Origin of the sequence: Cobetia sp. Ld8 (genome assembly GCF_045066615.1) — a bacterium.
Taxonomy (GTDB): Bacteria; Pseudomonadota; Gammaproteobacteria; order Pseudomonadales; family Halomonadaceae; genus Cobetia; species Cobetia amphilecti.
In genome coordinates, this window is the sequence record NZ_JBISHF010000008.1 from 57,135 (window position 1) to 72,990 (window position 15,856).

Below are 15,856 nucleotides of genomic sequence, written 5' to 3' on the forward strand. Positions count from 1 at the left end.
GAAAGGCGAGCGGCCCGAGGCCTGCTCAGCCCTGCGACAGGCGGTGGGACGTCAGGCGTGCCCGCCACTGCGGGCCGAACAGATAGGCACACAGCCCTATCACGATCAGCAAGGCCCCGGCGAGCACACGACTGGAGATCAGCTCGTCATTGAGCACCGCGCCCAGGCTCATGGCGAAGATGGGGGTGATCAAGGTCGCCAGCGCCACCGTACTGGCCGACAGGCGTGACAGCACGAAGTAGTAGCACAGGTAGCCGATCAGCGAGCCGAAGATGCCAAGATAGAGGATGGCCGCCATCGGACGCCCCTCCGGCAGGGCCTGCGGCACGCCATCGACGATAAGCGCACACACCAGGTAGAGCGGCAGCGAGACCAGCAGCGCGCCCTCCGTCTGCACCAGCGGATGCAGCCCAGCCCGCTCGCGCTGCACCAGTACCCCCGAGGCAGCGAAGCAATTGACGGCCAGCAGCATGGTCAGGACTCCCTTCCAGCTGCCCGGCGGCAACGCCAGGGAATCCGAGACCGCGACGGCCAGTCCACTCAATGCCAACGCAAACCCCATCCACTGCAACTTGTCAAGTGGGGCACTTTTCAACCACCAGCGTGCATAAAGCCCTGATAGCAAAGGTGCCAGTCCAAACAGTAACGACATGATACCGCTTGGTAACCAGGCCGCAGAGAGGTAGGCGAAGTACATGCCACCCCAGATACCCAGAGCGGCTGCCGAGTAGCTGCGCAGTGCCCCACGCGAAAGGTCCATTTTCAGCCCCATCATGCGTAACAATGGGTAACCGAGGCATGCGGCAATTAACATTCTGCCCATCGCCGACCAGGCAGGCAGCCAGCCCGAGGCGCTCCACGAGATGGCCAGCGGTGTCGTCGACCACACCATGAGAACCACGCAATACGCCACCAGCACTGGCATTTTTACTCTCCGATCAAGAAACGCGAAAAAACGGATAATGGCGTTGAATACCCCTTTGCACGACTACCTATAATCGCTCCAGCACTGAGGTCATAGGGGCCGTCCAAGGAGGCATCATGCAACGCAAGGAATTCCAACAGCAGCTATGGCTGGACTTCGTCCATCGCCATCCCGACATCGGGGCGCTGGATATCTGGCCAGACAGCATCAACCCTGAATATCTGATGTTCCTGACGCTGAATCAGGGGCCTTTCAGAAGCGAGAAACTGTTACCCAGCCTGTATCACCAGGGCTATCGCCGCGTGAAACAGTACGCCATGGCCGACCGCGGCCTGCTGGTCGATCTGCTGCTTCCCCCGGATGGTGGCGCTGCCGTCATGCTGGCGGAACTGCAGGCCAACAGCCTGCCGCCGATGCACCGCGACCTGCTCAAGCGCCTGATCAGTCAGAGTCATCGTGATGACTGCAAGGGACAGAACCTGCTCGCGCCCTGCCGTCCGTGGGACATGCCGGACTGGCCGACCTTCGAGCGCCTGCTCGAGGCCAACCCGCTGGCTGCCTGGCTCTCCGTGATGGGGCCGCGCCTGCACCATGTCGGCTTCAATGCCGAAGAGCTTGGCGAAACGCTGGAAGCGGTCTGCGAGGGCATGCTGGCCTACGGCATGGCACCGCAGACCGGGCGCCATCATGCGGTACTGCCCATCAATCCCAAGCTGCAGTATCACTACTACCCGGCCCACGCCCAGCGCATGGTGTTCGCGGATGGTGACGAGCATATGGTGGTGCTGGGCGGCATCGCCCTGCTGGCGACGGCACCGGTGACGACTCAGCAAGAAGGAAAGCAGCGTCCCGCAGAACAACTGCTGCCGGAACATACGCTGTGCCAGCTCAGCGCGTAACGGCTTCTTGGCAGCACTGCGCAATGAGATGAGTCGCATTCAGCCCCCTGCGCATGCGTAGGGGGCTCTTGTGTTCAGAGGGTGACATGACCTGTCATGCCATACCCTTCACACCCTCTCTTGCCATCACTCTTCATGGCATCACCCCATGATGTCATCACTGCACGACTCGCCGCTTTCCCCCGCCATGCCTGCGCCTTGTGTCTGAGCCTCTAAACCTAACGTCGCAGACAGGTTATCAACAGAAGCTGTGGAAAAAGCTGTGAAGAATCTCTGTACATCTAGGTATCGCCATCGAGATCAGGCGAGCGCAGACAGATTGATCAAAAAATGATCAGCCGGCCTAAAACAGCGCCAATTCCCCTTCCGACCACGCATCTGACAGTGCATCAGACGGCCACTGTGGCAGCGACTGCGGCAGCGGCTGTGGCCGTAGTGAACACCTCCCAGCACCCCTCAAATCAGCCTAGAGACGACAGCGCCAATGTCACTGGCGTATTCGTGATCTGCCCGCCCAGCCAGTATGCCCCCAGATAGCCCACGCTGTAGGCCAGCAACAACGCCGGGAAGAAGCGCAGATAACTCATGAAGCTCACCTCGCGCACCTTGGAAAGCGCGATCACCCCGGCGGCGGAGCCAATCACCAGCAGCGAGCCACCCACGCCTGCGGCATAGGTCAGCGCCAGCCATTCGGCATCGTTCATGCTGACATCCGCCTTGAGCACTGCGGCGGTCAGCGGCACGTTGTCCACCAGCGCCGAAAGCAGCCCGACCAGATAATTGGCCTGCATCGCCGGCATCAGGGCATAGAGCTGTGCCAGGCCTTCCAGCAGACGAGCTTCCTTGAGCGCCCCGACCATCAGCAGGATGCCGAGGAAGAATAGCAATGTATCGAATTCGATAATACGAATGTAATCAAGTATGCGGCGCTCTTCGCTGTCGCTGCGCCGTTCGGCGACATGCCCGAGCAGGAACATCAACGACATCCCGAACAGGAAAGTCAGCAGCGGCGGCACGCCAAACAGCACATTGAGCCCGAGGGTCGACAGGATGGTGGCCAGAAACAGCCAGGCGACCAGACGATCAAGACGCCGGGTCGCGCGCGGCTCGCGCACCAGATTCACCTCGCCACCCAGCCCGGGCAGCAGTAGCGTCGCCAGCAGCATCACGCTGAGGAAGGACGGCAGCGCCAGCAGCATCAGCTCGCTGATGCGCACCTTGCCCGCCAGGAAGATCATCAGCGTGGTCACATCCCCGGTGATCAGCGCCACCCCGCCGGAGTTGACGGCGAATACCGCCAGCACCGCAAAGCGCAGCGTCTTCTTCGGCGCCAGGCCCAGCGACAGCACCAGGGTCAGCGATACCAGCGTCGCGGTGATGTTGTCGGCCAGCGATGAAAAGGCGAAGGCAAAGAGTCCCGTCAGATACAGCAGGCCGCGCTCCCCGATGCGCTTCGGCAGCAGGCGGTAGATCAGATTGGCGATCAGCCCCTTGGCATTGAGAAAGGCCACGAAGGTCATCGCCGCCATCAGAAACAGCCACAAGGTGGCGATCTCGAGCAGGTTCTCGTTCAAGGCCTCGGGGACATCATCCACCGCCAGGGCCGCGGGGCCGAAGATGAACAGCAGCAACCAGCTGAAGGTGCCCAGCAACAAGGTCGTCTTGGCCTTGTTGAGATGGATCACATCCTCGATGGCAATCAACACGAAGGCGGCCAGCGCCAGCCCGATCAACAGTCCCTGCAACCACATGCCACTCTCACTCCCTGAGATATCGCCGCGCAGCGGCGGCGATGATTGACGGTGCCCGGCGTGACATCAGCGTGAACCCTGCCACGGCCTTTCCCTTGCACCGACCCGTCACACGACCGGCGATGCATCTCATCACAGCTGCGTGCGCCCCGCCATTCGACCTGAGGGGCGTTCGCTTCGTGCAACGCAGGGTTGCCATCCCCCACGCAAGCGGGGTGGGCATCCACTCTTGGGTGAATTACGATGGCGCCACCTGATGAAGGAGTCATGCATGTCGAGTATCAGAGGTGTCATCAGCCTTGTCTTTCTGATCATCAATACCCTGTGCTGGGCGCTGCCGCTTTACCTGCTGGCCGCACTCAAGCTGATCACGCCATCGCGCCGCCTGCAGTTGCACATGCTGGAGGGGCTCAACCGCCTCGCCATGGGCTGGATCGGCACCAACAACCTGTGGATTCGCCATGTGCTGCGTCCGCGCTGGGACATCCACGTGCCGCCATCGCTGCGCGATGGGTCTGCCCGACGTCGCTGGTGGCTGGTGATCGCCAATCACCGCAGCTGGACTGACATCTTCGTTCTCCAGTACGCCCTGCACCGTCGCACGCCGATGCCCAAGTTCTTCCTCAAGCAGGAGCTCATCTGGGTGCCGGTGATCGGCCTTGCCTGGTGGGCACTGGAGTTCCCGTTCATGCGCCGTTACAGCCAGCAGAAACTGGCCAGCAATCCGCGGCTCGCCGAGCGTGATCGCGAAGCGACGCGACGCATGTGCGAGCGCTCGCGACAGGCGCCGATGGCGATCTTCAACTTCGTGGAAGGCACTCGCTTCACGCCCGCCAAGCACAACCAGCAGCAGAGCCCTTTCCAGCATCTGCTCAAGCCGCGTGCCGGCGGCAGTGCCCAGGTGATCAACACGCTTGGCGATCGACTTTCCGGTATTCTGGATGCCACCCTCGATTACCGGCATGCCGATGCCAGTTTCTGGCAGTTCCTGTGCGGTCACGGGGGCGACATCACGCTCGTCATCACTCAGCGGCCGTTGGAGCCCTGGATGCTGGACGGCAACTATCATGCGGACGCCGCCTATCGCGAGCGCTTCCAGCAATGGCTCAATCAGGTCTGGAAGGACAAGGATGCCCGACTGTCACGTGCAGGGAATGACATTGATGAACACTGAATACGGCCTGAATGCCGCGGGCTTCATGGCACGAGCGCAGGCCGGACCTGACGTGAACCGTCCACTTCTGCAGCGTGTTGGCGTCGCGCTGCGCTGGCTGGCGCTGATCTGCCTCGGTCTGTGGCTGAGCGGCTGCGCGACCGGCAGCTACTCCGGCTCTCCGGCCGGCCAGTGGGTCACCATCCAGAAGGGCGATACCCTGGGGCAGATCGCGCGCGATGCCGATATTCCCCTGCTGCGCCTCACGCGCTTCAATCCGGGCGTCAAGATTCGTGACCTCAAGGTCGGTCAGCGCATCCTGGTGCCCACCGCGCGTGAGCGAGCGCCCTCCGGCGGCCCGTATCGCTATCAGCTGCGCCCCGGCGACACCTACTCCAAGGTCGGGCGCTATTTCGGTGCCAGCCCGCAGCGCATTCAGGCCGCCAACCCCGGCAAGGACCCCAATGATCTCGATGTCGGCATGCTGATCTCGGTGCCGCTCAACGGTGGCCCGAGCCGCAGCGCCCCGGCCGCGCGCGCCAGCGGTGGCAGCCTGGTCGCCCGCCCGGACCCTGGCCCGCTGCAGAAGCCGGGCCAGTCATGGCGCTGGCCTGCCGCCGGCAGCGTGACGCGTGAATTCGGCACCAACGGCAATGGTCAGCTGGCGCCCATGCAGATTCGCACCGCCGCCAGCGGCATCGCCAGTGCACCGGCGCGGGGCGAAGTGCGCTTCGCCGACTCCATGCGCCAACTGGGCAACGTGGTCATCCTGCACCACTCCGGCAACCTGCAGAGCGTGCTGGCCCAGTGCGGCGAGATTCTGGTCAAGGTGGGCCAGCAGGTCACTCCGGGCACGCCGCTTTGTCGCGTCGCACGCGGCAACAACGGTCAGCATGAATTGCTGTTCGACGTGCGCCACGGCGGCAAGCCGATCGACCCGCGCGAGATTCTCGAGAAGCGCTGAACCAGCGTTGCTTCCCGGCGCCAGCCCGATATGGCGCCACCACCAATCCCCGCCAGATGACGACAGCGCCGGTGCCACGCCGGTGACTGTCGTCCTTGCTTGACGATTCATGAGACAACCCTCATACCTCTGAGTTGTGAGGGGTTGAGGGTGTGTCATCGCTTCGTCACCTGCTTGTTATGCCGCCGTCACTCCCTCTCTCGATAATGACCACAATAGTCATCTAGGGAGACGTCATGGAGCGCATTGCCTTCGTCAGTGAAACCTGGCATCCGGAGATCAATGGCGTGGCTCATACCTTGAGTCATCTGTGCGATCAACTCATCGCACGCGGCTGTGAGCTCCAACTCATTCGTCCCGCCACCCGAGATGGCAGCCTGGAGCCGCGTGTCCAGCAGGAGCTTCAGGTACGTGGCTTCCGCCTGCCCGGATATGACACCGTGCAGGTCGGCGTGCCGGCACCGCAGCGCCTGATGCGCATGTGGCGCGAGCATCGCCCCTCCGTCGTCTATATCGCCACCGAAGGCCCGCTGGGCATCAGCGCACTGATGGTCGCCCGCCGTCTGGGCCTGCCGGTGGTCGCGGGCTTTCATACCAATTTCGATCAATACAGCACCCACTACCGGCTCAAGGCGCTACGCCCGCTGGTACGGCGCGGCCTGCGCCGCTTCCACAACGCCGCCAACATGACGCTGGTACCGACCCGCACCCAGGCAGACAGCCTGATGCAGCAAGGCTTCGAGCATGTGCAGGTGGTGGGACGCGGCCTGGATTGCGAGCGCTTCTCGCCCAGTCATCGCAGCGAAGCATTGCGCAAGTCATGGGGCGTCAGCTCACAGCAACCCGTCGCGCTGCACGTCGGGCGCCTGGCCGCCGAGAAGAACATCGAGCTGCTGATCCGCACCTATGAGGCCATGCTGGCCGTGCAACCGGACCTCGCCCTGGTGCTGGTCGGAGACGGCCCGCTACGCGAGCGCCTGGAACAGCGCCTGCCCGAGGCGATCTTCGCCGGCTTCCAGACCGGTGAGGCGCTGGCCGCCCATTACGCCAGTGCCGACCTGTTCGTCTTCCCGTCACTGTCGGAGACCTTCGGCAATGTGGTGCTGGAAGCCATGGCCAGCGGGCTGGCCGTGATCGCCTTCGATTACGCGGCGGCCGCCGAGGTGATCCGCGATGATCATCAGGGCCTGCTGGCGCCCTGCAGCCAGCCGGAGCGCTTCATCGAACAGGCGGTGGAGGCCTGCCAGCGGCCGGCCCGCATCGCCAGACTGGGACGTGCCGCCCGCGTGCGCGTCGAACCATTGGGCTGGAGCCGCATCGCCGAGGGCTTTCTGACCTGCCTGCGTCACGCCGAGGAGAAGCCCGATGCACGATCGCAGCCTTCCCGTCTTTGAGCGACTGGACCTTCTGGAGTGGCGCCTGTGCCGCCAGGTCGCGCGCCTGGCGCTGTTCCGGCCGATACTCACCCTGTTTCGTATCGTCTCGCGGCTGGGCGACTGGCCGGTATGGGCGCTGCTGACGCTGAGCCTGCCGCTGCACCATGCCATGGGCGGCTGGCTGTTTCTGGAATTCGGTTTGGCGGCCGGCGCCGGGGCACTGCTCTACCGCGCGCTCAAGACGCGGCTGTGTCGGGAGCGCCCGTTCATCACCTTCAACACCATCAATTGCACCATGCCGCCGCTGGACCGCTACAGCTTCCCCAGCGGTCACACCCTGCATGCTGCCCTCTTCGCCAGCCTGACCGCTCAACAGCTGCCGGAGCTTGCCATCTTCGTCACGCCGCTGGCGCTGCTGATCGCGCTTTCCCGGGTGATCCTCGGCCTGCATTACGTCAGTGATGTGCTGGCCGGCGCGCTGCTGGGGCTGGGCCTTGCCGAGGTGGCCATCCTGACCTTCGAGGCGCTGCTGACGACCTGACGCTCGCGAGGCATGCGCCAGCCCGGGGTCGGCGCGAATCGAGAGCCACTTGCCCAACCTAACACGGCTCTGGCACTCTCGCCGCATGAAGACTCCTTCTGCTGGCGACGACCTCTTCGCCGCCCTCTCGACCTCTGATTCGACGTCCGCGACTGATGGAGCTGCGCGCCAGACGGCGGCGGATGGCTCGGCCCTGGCAGCTCGCCCGCGCGAGCTGCCCGATGACTGGCTCACCCTCGCGCACGGCTGGTACCGCCATCCTCTGCATCCGCTTTATCTCAAGCCGCGCGCCCTGACGCCACTGCAGGCCGATCAGGCCCTCGTCACGCTGGAGGGCGATCTCGACTGGCAGCGCCCCAGCCTGAGCGTGCATGGCAAGACGCACCCGATCCCACGCCGTCAGGTGTGGATGGGCGATGTCGGCGCCCGCTATCGCTACTCCGGCAGTCTGTTCGAACCCAACCCCTGGCACATGACCGCCTGGCAGCTGGGCGAGCTGTCGCGTCATGCCATCAATCACGAGCTCAGCCCGCAACGCGATGACCTGGGACGCAGCGAGCCCGTGATCCCGGAGCACTTCAACAGCCTGCTGGCCAATCGCTACGCCGATGGTGCCGACCGCATGGGCTGGCACAGCGACAACGAGCCGGAACTGGGCACACGCCCGATCGTGCTCGCCATCTCGCTGGGACGAGAACGCCCCCTGCGTTTCAAGGGCCATCCGCGCAGCCCCTATGCCGACACGCCGGCGTTCAATCTGTGGCTGCCGCACGGCTCGCTGCTGGTGATGGGTCGTGGCTGTCAGGACCGCCTCCATCATGCGCTGCCGCCGCGCAAGCTGGAGGGACTGCGCATCAGCCTGACCTATCGCCAGCTGCTGACGCCCTCGCGCTGAGGTCATCTTTCTTGTTGCTCTCTTCTCGTGGCCCTCTTACTTGCTCTCTCCCTGCTCTATCGCCCTCTCTCTTGTTTCTTCTCTCTGCTTCACTTTGCCACCCCACATTCATTCCGCCGACGGATAACGCGCGCGCAGGGTCTCCAGCATCGCCTGTACCGCCACCGACAGCTCATGGCGGCCGCGACGGATCACCCCGACCCGCTGCTGAATCTCGGGGCCTGTCAGCGGCAGACACTGACAACCCAGCGCACTCATCTGCGCCGCGCTCATCGCCGGCACCGCGCTGACGCCCAGACCTTCCGCCACCATGCGACCGCAGGTGACCAGCTGGTGAGTCTCGAAGGCGACATGCAGCGCCATACCCGCATCCTCGAGGCGCTTCTCGAGCATGCGACGCACCCCCGAGGGCCGCTGCAGCGTGATGAAGTCTTCCTTGAGCAGTCGTGACCACTCGATGGAGGTCGGCGCCTCTGCCAGCAAGGCATGGCCGGGGGGAATGATCGCCACATAGCGGTCCTCGAACAGCAGCTCGAACACCAGGTCCTGACGCACGCCGGGGTCGAAGCAGATCCCCAACTCGACGCGGCCATCGGTGACCCGCTCAACCACCTCTTCGGCGATGACGTCGTTCACTTCGATGGTGATCTCCGGATATTGGCGGCGAAAATCGGCCAGTACCCCGGGCAGCAGATTACCGGCAAAGGTCGGCATCGCGGCCAGGGCCACGCGGCCGCGCCCGAGACTGAAGCGCTGGCGCATCTCATCCTCGGCATGCTCCCAGTCCGACAGAAGACGCCTGGCCAGCGGGAAGAAGGCGCGCCCCTCCGGCGTCAGACTGACCTGTCGGGTCGAGCGCTGAAACAGGCGCCCGCCCAGCGACTCCTCCAGATTCTTGACCGCCAACGACAGGGCCGGCTGCGAGAGATGTACCAGCGTGCCCGCCTCGGCGAAGGACAAAGTGCGCGCCACGGCCACAAAGGCCTTCAGCTGTTTGAGAGTCATGTCGTGTCCTGTCTCGGGGGTGTTTCAAGAGATGTCACAAGAGGTGATGTGGCGCAGTTCGTCGTCTGGCGCTCGCAGGGCAGGCGCTCACAGGGCATCTAGGCCATTGGTCATAGATGAAAGCCACGAAGCTCTCACATGACTGACCGCACAGTTCAGGCCATTCCGACCCGCTACCGCGCCAGCCCCCGCCAGCATGGGGTTTGGCGGGCTTTTTCCTCGCGAGCAGGCTCGATAAACAGCAGATCAATTCTTATCAAAAACTGATCAATGAATAGAAAAAACAAACTTATTAAATATATACAGACTCAGGATTGTCGGCAATGATGAAGACATCCCGACAACAACAGCTTGGATACTCAAGGAGATTCGCATGGCAGGATTCAACAAGGTGGTGACCAGCTACGCGGAGGCCATGGCAGGCCTCGAAGATGGCATGACGGTAATCGCCGGTGGCTTCGGCCTGTGTGGTATCCCGGAGAACCTGATTGCAGAGATCAAGCGCCTCGGCGCCAAGGACCTCACCGTGGTATCCAACAACTGCGGCGTCGATGGCTTCGGGCTCGGTATCCTGCTGGAAGACCGTCAGATCAAGACCATGATCGCCTCCTACGTTGGCGAGAATGCACTGTTCGAGAAGCAGCTGCTCGACGGCGATTTGGAAGTGATCCTCACCCCCCAGGGCACGCTGGCCGAGAAGATGCGTGCTGCTGGCGCCGGTATCCCCGCATTCTTCACCGCCACCGGTTACGGCACACCGATCGGCGAAGGCAAGGAAGTGCGCGAGTTCGATGGCCGCCCCTACATTCTGGAAGAGTCCATCAAGGGCGACTTCGCCATCGTCAAGGCCTGGAAGGCGGACCGCTACGGCAACGTCGTCTACCGCCATACCGCGCGCAACTTCAACCCGCTGGCCGCCACCGCCGGCAAGATCACCGTGGTCGAAGTCGAAGAGCTGGTCGAGCCGGGGGAACTGGACCCCGCCGACATCCACACGCCCGGCATCTATGTGGATCGCGTCATCAAGGGCAACTTCGAGAAGCGCATCGAGAAACGCACCGTCCGCTCGCGTTGAGCCCAGGGCTCCGCCGGCATGAATCGCCGCCATCAGGGCGACAGGCCCCACGGCGAACTTTCTCGACCGCCTTCACGACACGGCACAGTGCCTCATGGCTGATGGCACCCAAGACAAGGAAACAATCATGGCTTTGACACGCGAACAGATGGCCCAGCGAGTGGCTCAGGAAATCCAGGACGGCTCCTACGTCAATCTGGGAATCGGCATCCCGACACTGGTGGCCAACTATATCCCCGACGGTATCGAGGTGATGCTGCAGTCCGAAAATGGCCTGCTCGGCATGGGCCGCTACCCCTATGAAGACGAAGTCGACGCCGACATGATCAATGCTGGCAAGGAAACCGTGACCGCCATCGATGGCGCCGCCATCTTCGATTCGGCCGAATCCTTCGCCATGATCCGTGGCGGCCACGTCGACCTCACGGTGCTCGGCGCCTTCGAGGTGGATGTGAACGGCAACATCGCCAGCTGGATGATCCCCAACAAGCTGGTCAAGGGCATGGGCGGCGCCATGGACCTGGTCGCCGGTGCCGAGAACATCATCTGCACCATGACCCACGCCTCCAAGCACGGCGAATCCAAGCTGCTCAGCCAGTGCGAACTGCCGCTGACCGGTGCCGGCTGCATCCGTCGCGTGCTGACGGACCTCGCCTTCCTCGAGATCAAGGATGGTGCCTTCCACCTGCTGGAGCGCGCGCCAGGCGTGAGCGTCGAGGAAATCGAGCGTCTGACCGCAGGCAAGCTGGTCGTCCCGGAACACGTGCCGGAAATGCAGCTGGACGCCTGAGGCACCTTCTGCCCTCGGGCACTGGCCACCCTCGCGCCGCTTTTGACCTTCGAGCCACTTTTGACTCACGAAACAATTGCGCTCGAGGGTGGCAAAACACGGCCCCGGCATCCCACGGATTTTTGCCGACTCTTTTGAGGAAAATCTCTCATGATGTGATGGGCGCATCACATCCTCTCTCCGAGAGCCTTGATGGCTTCGACGCCATCCGCCGGCAGCGCTGCCATCGCTGCCGGCTTTTTTGTGTCCATCGCCCGCCATACGGGGCTTTGCGCCATTCAAACCTTTATACAAGCAAAGCCGCACTATGATCTTTTTCCTACAGGCGTCATCGCTCACACCAAGATAACGGGATAAAAAACAAGCAGGCTCCCTGCCCTCGGTGTGGCGAAATTCTCAGCACTATTGGTATGGCTTTGCGGGCGAATTCTGCGCACGATTATTAGGCAAAAGGATAAGTTTTTGATATTTCATTTGACCTTGCCGCCCGAGCAGCGCAGTATTGCTCTCGTTGGTTAGCAAGTCGAATATCGTCAGTCGTGATCGAAGCACTTCGGTACCTGGTGTATATCCTCCTTGTTTTACCCACGTTTATCGGGTAACTCCCGGCAATATCATCAGTAAGGAATTACGATCATGGCAACTGGCACAGTCAAGTGGTTCAACGACACCAAAGGTTTCGGCTTCATTTCTCCGGACGACAACGGTGACGACCTGTTCGCACACTTCTCCGAAATCCAGGCTGAAGGCTTCAAGTCTCTGCAAGACGGTCAGAAGGTCTCCTTCGACGTCACCCAGGGCAAGAAAGGCCTCCAGGCCGCTAACATCAAGCTGATCGACTAAGCTTTGATTTTAGCTGGAAGAGGCTAACCCCTCCTCCGACAGAAAAGCCCGCTTCGGCGGGCTTTTCTGCGTCTGGCGTTCGGCCACGCTGCGGGGCATCGCATTCACTCGCATGCCCGAGTGCCAGACATGAAAAAAGGGACTGCCTGGGCAGTCCCTTTTTCGTTTCTCTTCCTTTTTCGCATCTCTTCAAGGCGCTGCTACCAGCGGCTGGTCGTCACGCTTCGCAGCGAGCCTGACTGTGGCTCACCTGGCCACGGTGCGCTTACCCCCGATAGTAGCGCTGCTCGACGAACGGCATCTTCGTCACCGTCATCGGCAGGCGCTTGCCACGCACATCGGCAAACACTTCGGTCTCGAGTGCGCTGTGAGAGATGCCCACGTAGCCCATCGCCACCGGCTTGCCATAGGTCGGCCCGAAGCTGCCGGAGGTCACCACACCGATACGGTTGTCCTGGGCATCATAGAGCTCAGCCCCTTCGCGGATAGGTGCACGTCCCTGGGCGACCAGCCCCACCCGCTTGCGGGTGTGATCCTTGTTGGCGATCTGGGTCAGGATGACATCGGCCCCCGGGAAGCCACCTTCACGCTCGCCGCCCTGACGACGCACCTTGCCCAACGCCCAGATCAGACTGCCTTCCACCGGCGAGGTGGTGGTATCGAGATCGTGACCGTACAGGCACAGTCCCGCCTCGAGACGCAGCGAGTCCCGCGCGCCAAGACCGATGAACTCCACCTCCTCCATCGCCAGCAACAGACGCGCGAAGCGCTCTGCATCGGCATCGGGCACGGAGATCTCGAAGCCATCCTCGCCGGTGTAGCCACTGCGGCTGACCCAACACTCGATGCCCTCGATGGTGACGTGGGCATGATGCATGAAGGTCAGCTCGCAGGCCTCGGGCGACAGACGCTGCATCACCGCGTGAGCCATCGGCCCCTGCAGTGCGAGCAGCGCCCGATCATCCAGCACCTCAAGCTCGATATCCATCGGCAGGCCGACCCGCAGGTGCGCGATATCCTGATCCTTGCAGGCAGCGTTCACCACCACGTAGAGGTGATCACCGCCATTGACGATCATCAAGTCATCCAGGATACCGCCAGTGTCGGAGGTCAGCAGGCCATAGCGCTGCATGCCCACCGGCAGGTCGATGATATCCGTCGGCACCAAGGCCTCCAGCGCCGCCTGCACATTCTCGCCCCGCAGGATCAACTGCCCCATGTGCGAGACATCGAACAGCCCTGCCTTGGCGCGAGTGTGTTCATGCTCCTTCTTGACGCCAAGCGGGTACTGCACGGGCATGGAATAGCCGGCGAACTCGACCATCCTGGCCCCCTGCTCGACATGCAGGTCATGAAGGGCGGTCTGCTTGAGACCCGTCACTGCGGCGGAATCGGACATCGTCATTCTCCAGGTTGGCTTGCGATGACTCTCAGAGATGGCACCCGAACGGTACACGCTCTCTGGAGGCTTGTTGTCATGGGCACTGCTCTCAAGAGCACTGCCGACTTGAACAGGGCGCCTTGCGCCTGCACCGCCCAGGTCAGGTGACCCGGGCGATGCAGAAGGCAGTCAGTGGCACGGTAGGGCCAGGCGAGTCATCAGCGTCGTTCAGCGATCTTCGCCAGCCAGCACTTCCTTGCCATCAAAATAATCACGCGTCAGCTTGAAGACCACCGGCGACAGCAGCGCCAGACCGATCAGGTTCGGGATCGCCATCAGCGCATTGAAGGTATCCGCCATCAGCCAGATCAGGTCGAGCTTGGCGATCGCGCCCAGCGGAATCGCGATCACGAACACGATGCGATACACCATGATGGCACGCGTACCGAACAGGTACTGGAAGCACTTCTCACCATAGAAGGACCAGCCAAGGATGGTGGTGAAGGCGAAAACCGCCAGCGCGATGGCCACCAGGTGGTTGCCCACGCCCGGCAGCGCCTGATCGAAGGACATAGAGGTCAGGGCCGCGCCGGTTTCCCCGGAAGACCACAGGCCGGAAGTGATGATCGCCAGCGCCGTGATGGTGCAGATGATGATGGTATCGATGAAGGTTCCCAGCATCGCGACCAGACCCTGACGGACCGGGTTCTTGGTCTGCGCCGCCGCGTGGGCGATGGGCGCACTGCCCAGGCCCGCTTCATTGGAGAAGATACCGCGCGCCACACCGAAGCGGATGGCGGCCATCACCGCTGCCCCGGCAAAGCCGCCGGTAGCCGCGACCGGATTGAAGGCATAGGTGAAGATGAGACCGAAGGCATGGCCGATCTGGTCGGCGTTGATCACCAGGATGATGATGCCGGCCAGGAAGTAGGCGATGGCCATGAACGGCACCAGCTTGCCCGCCACGCTGGAGATACGCTTGATGCCACCGAGAATCACGGCGCCGGCCAGTACCATCATCACCACACCGGAGACCCAGTGCGGGATGGCGAAGGACGTTTCCAGCGCATCCGCGACCGAGTTGGACTGCACGGTGTTGCCGATACCGAAGGCCGCGAAGCAACCGAAGAAGGCGAAGGCACCGCCCAGCCAGCCCCACTTGGCGCCCAGACCGTTGCGAATGTAGTACATCGGGCCACCGACATGGTTGCCGGTGTCATCGACTTCACGATAACGCACGGCACACACGGCCTCGGCGTACTTGGTCGCCATGCCGACCAGCGCGGTGATCCACATCCAGAAGATCGCCCCCGGGCCACCCAGCGCGATGGCGGTTGCCACGCCCGCGATGTTACCGGTACCGATGGTCGCGGACAGCGACGTCATCAGGGCATTGAAAGGAGAAATCTCGCCGTCGCCATCCTTGCCCGGCGCACGACCATTCCACAACAGCTTGAAGCCGGTACCCAACTTGCGAAGCGGCATGCCCTTGAGGCCTGCCTGAAGATAGAAGCCGACCCCGAGCAGCAGGATCAGCATCAATGGGCCCCAGACGACGCCATTGATGGCACTAAAGACGGAACTGATCATTTCCACGCAGATTTCCTCCGCTGAATTGTTGTTATCACACGATGCGCAGTGACTCGTGGCGGTGCCATCCCCAGGCGGGTGATCGACCCGCGACGAGCCTCCCACGGCATTTTCACCGTTGGGACAGCTCACATTAGCGGAAGCTATCTCACTTCACTAGCCCAACAGGGCTTTACGCTGGCAGGTGAGGCAATCATTACGTAAAAAGTACGATGAGACTGCGCCAACTCGCATGTTTCATCGCCTCATCGTGTCTTCTGGCAGCAGATCCTGCGCCGGGTGATCTCGAGACTGGCGAAAAACGTCTCACAACAAACCGAGCCGAATGTCGAGCTAGATGCCGAGCCGCATGCCCGGCGCGGTCACGCTCAGGCAAGGACTCTCTCAGCGCCACCAGCGCTCTCATGCGCTCTCATAAAGTTCGCTCTGCTCGAACGCATCAGGCATTGACAGCCGGGTCTTCACGACACAACATGGAAACAAGTTTCCGATAAGAAACTGTCGGCACCATAACGCGAGTTTGAGCGCCTCGCAACAGTGACTCGGACATCCTCGCCCACTGGCGCGACCGATCTCCCGCGCTGCTGCAATGCACTCAACCTCTCACGAGGTGTCACGGCGCGCTGGAAAGGCGCTGGGCGGCCTGGCCAGCGATGCACAGCCATGGG

The 15,856-nt window shown here is 62.4% G+C and carries 14 protein-coding genes; 9 read left to right on the forward strand and 5 right to left on the reverse strand.

What is annotated here, in order from left to right; all coding sequences use genetic code 11:
- Positions 1 to 25: 25 nt before the first annotated feature.
- Complete coding sequence (locus tag ACJJV2_RS11190; protein WP_215824178.1) at positions 26 to 925, reverse strand: DMT family transporter; 900 nt, start codon at positions 923 to 925, stop codon at positions 26 to 28.
- A gap of 116 nt (positions 926 to 1,041) precedes the next feature.
- Between ACJJV2_RS11190 and ACJJV2_RS11195 the strand changes: the two genes are divergently transcribed.
- Complete coding sequence (locus ACJJV2_RS11195; RefSeq protein ID WP_043335032.1) at positions 1,042 to 1,824, forward strand: DUF1338 family protein; 783 nt, start codon at positions 1,042 to 1,044, stop codon at positions 1,822 to 1,824.
- 461 nt (positions 1,825 to 2,285) lie between these two features.
- Here ACJJV2_RS11195 and nhaD read toward each other — a convergent pair whose 3' ends face one another.
- Positions 2,286 to 3,575 (reverse strand): sodium:proton antiporter NhaD, encoded by a 1,290-nt coding sequence (gene nhaD, locus ACJJV2_RS11200; protein WP_405280872.1) that lies wholly within the window; start codon positions 3,573 to 3,575, stop codon positions 2,286 to 2,288.
- A 271-nt stretch (positions 3,576 to 3,846) separates the two neighbouring features.
- Here nhaD and ACJJV2_RS11205 point away from each other — a divergent pair, with 271 nt between their 5' ends.
- From ACJJV2_RS11205 to ACJJV2_RS11225, 5 genes are all read left to right on the forward strand, one after another.
- Positions 3,847 to 4,749: an acyltransferase gene (locus tag ACJJV2_RS11205; protein WP_043335030.1), complete on the forward strand. Its 903-nt coding sequence runs from the start codon at positions 3,847 to 3,849 to the stop codon at positions 4,747 to 4,749.
- On the forward strand, positions 4,739 to 5,692 hold the full coding sequence (locus ACJJV2_RS11210; RefSeq protein ID WP_405280877.1) for a LysM peptidoglycan-binding domain-containing protein: 954 nt from the start codon (positions 4,739 to 4,741) through the stop codon (positions 5,690 to 5,692). The genes ACJJV2_RS11205 and ACJJV2_RS11210 overlap by 11 nt, the downstream gene beginning before the upstream one ends.
- Before the next feature lie 236 nt (positions 5,693 to 5,928).
- Positions 5,929 to 7,086, forward strand: a complete 1,158-nt coding sequence (locus ACJJV2_RS11215; protein ID WP_043335027.1) for a glycosyltransferase family 1 protein — start codon at positions 5,929 to 5,931, stop codon at positions 7,084 to 7,086.
- Entirely contained in the window at positions 7,058 to 7,609 is a 552-nt protein-coding gene (locus ACJJV2_RS11220; RefSeq protein ID WP_405280879.1) for a phosphatase PAP2 family protein, read from the forward strand. The genes ACJJV2_RS11215 and ACJJV2_RS11220 overlap by 29 nt, the downstream gene beginning before the upstream one ends.
- A gap of 85 nt (positions 7,610 to 7,694) precedes the next feature.
- The gene (locus ACJJV2_RS11225; RefSeq protein ID WP_405280882.1) at positions 7,695 to 8,504 is read left to right on the forward strand and encodes an alpha-ketoglutarate-dependent dioxygenase AlkB family protein; all 810 of its coding nucleotides are present in this window, start codon (positions 7,695 to 7,697) and stop codon (positions 8,502 to 8,504) included.
- 108 nt (positions 8,505 to 8,612) lie between these two features.
- On the opposite strand, the gene ACJJV2_RS11230 is transcribed toward ACJJV2_RS11225, so the two are convergent.
- Entirely contained in the window at positions 8,613 to 9,509 is an 897-nt protein-coding gene (locus tag ACJJV2_RS11230; protein ID WP_107335169.1) for a LysR family transcriptional regulator, read from the reverse strand.
- A gap of 373 nt (positions 9,510 to 9,882) precedes the next feature.
- Between ACJJV2_RS11230 and ACJJV2_RS11235 the strand changes: the two genes are divergently transcribed.
- From ACJJV2_RS11235 to ACJJV2_RS11245, 3 genes are all read left to right on the forward strand, one after another.
- Positions 9,883 to 10,584 carry a CoA transferase subunit A gene (locus tag ACJJV2_RS11235; RefSeq protein WP_043334485.1) on the forward strand — a complete coding sequence of 234 codons (702 nt, stop codon included), beginning with the start codon at positions 9,883 to 9,885 and terminating at the stop codon, positions 10,582 to 10,584.
- Between the two features lie 127 nt (positions 10,585 to 10,711).
- Positions 10,712 to 11,374, forward strand: coding sequence for a 3-oxoacid CoA-transferase subunit B (locus ACJJV2_RS11240; RefSeq protein ID WP_043334487.1), 663 nt, complete (start codon positions 10,712 to 10,714; stop codon positions 11,372 to 11,374).
- Positions 11,375 to 12,010: 636 nt separating this feature from the next.
- Positions 12,011 to 12,217 (forward strand): cold-shock protein, encoded by a 207-nt coding sequence (locus ACJJV2_RS11245; RefSeq protein WP_043334489.1) that lies wholly within the window; start codon positions 12,011 to 12,013, stop codon positions 12,215 to 12,217.
- 265 nt (positions 12,218 to 12,482) lie between these two features.
- Here ACJJV2_RS11245 and gcvT read toward each other — a convergent pair whose 3' ends face one another.
- Positions 12,483 to 13,616, reverse strand: a complete 1,134-nt coding sequence (gcvT, locus tag ACJJV2_RS11250; protein ID WP_405280887.1) for a glycine cleavage system aminomethyltransferase GcvT — start codon at positions 13,614 to 13,616, stop codon at positions 12,483 to 12,485.
- A 210-nt stretch (positions 13,617 to 13,826) separates the two neighbouring features.
- Positions 13,827 to 15,188, reverse strand: coding sequence for an alanine/glycine:cation symporter family protein (locus tag ACJJV2_RS11255; RefSeq protein WP_405282210.1), 1,362 nt, complete (start codon positions 15,186 to 15,188; stop codon positions 13,827 to 13,829).
- Positions 15,189 to 15,856: the final 668 nt, after the last annotated feature.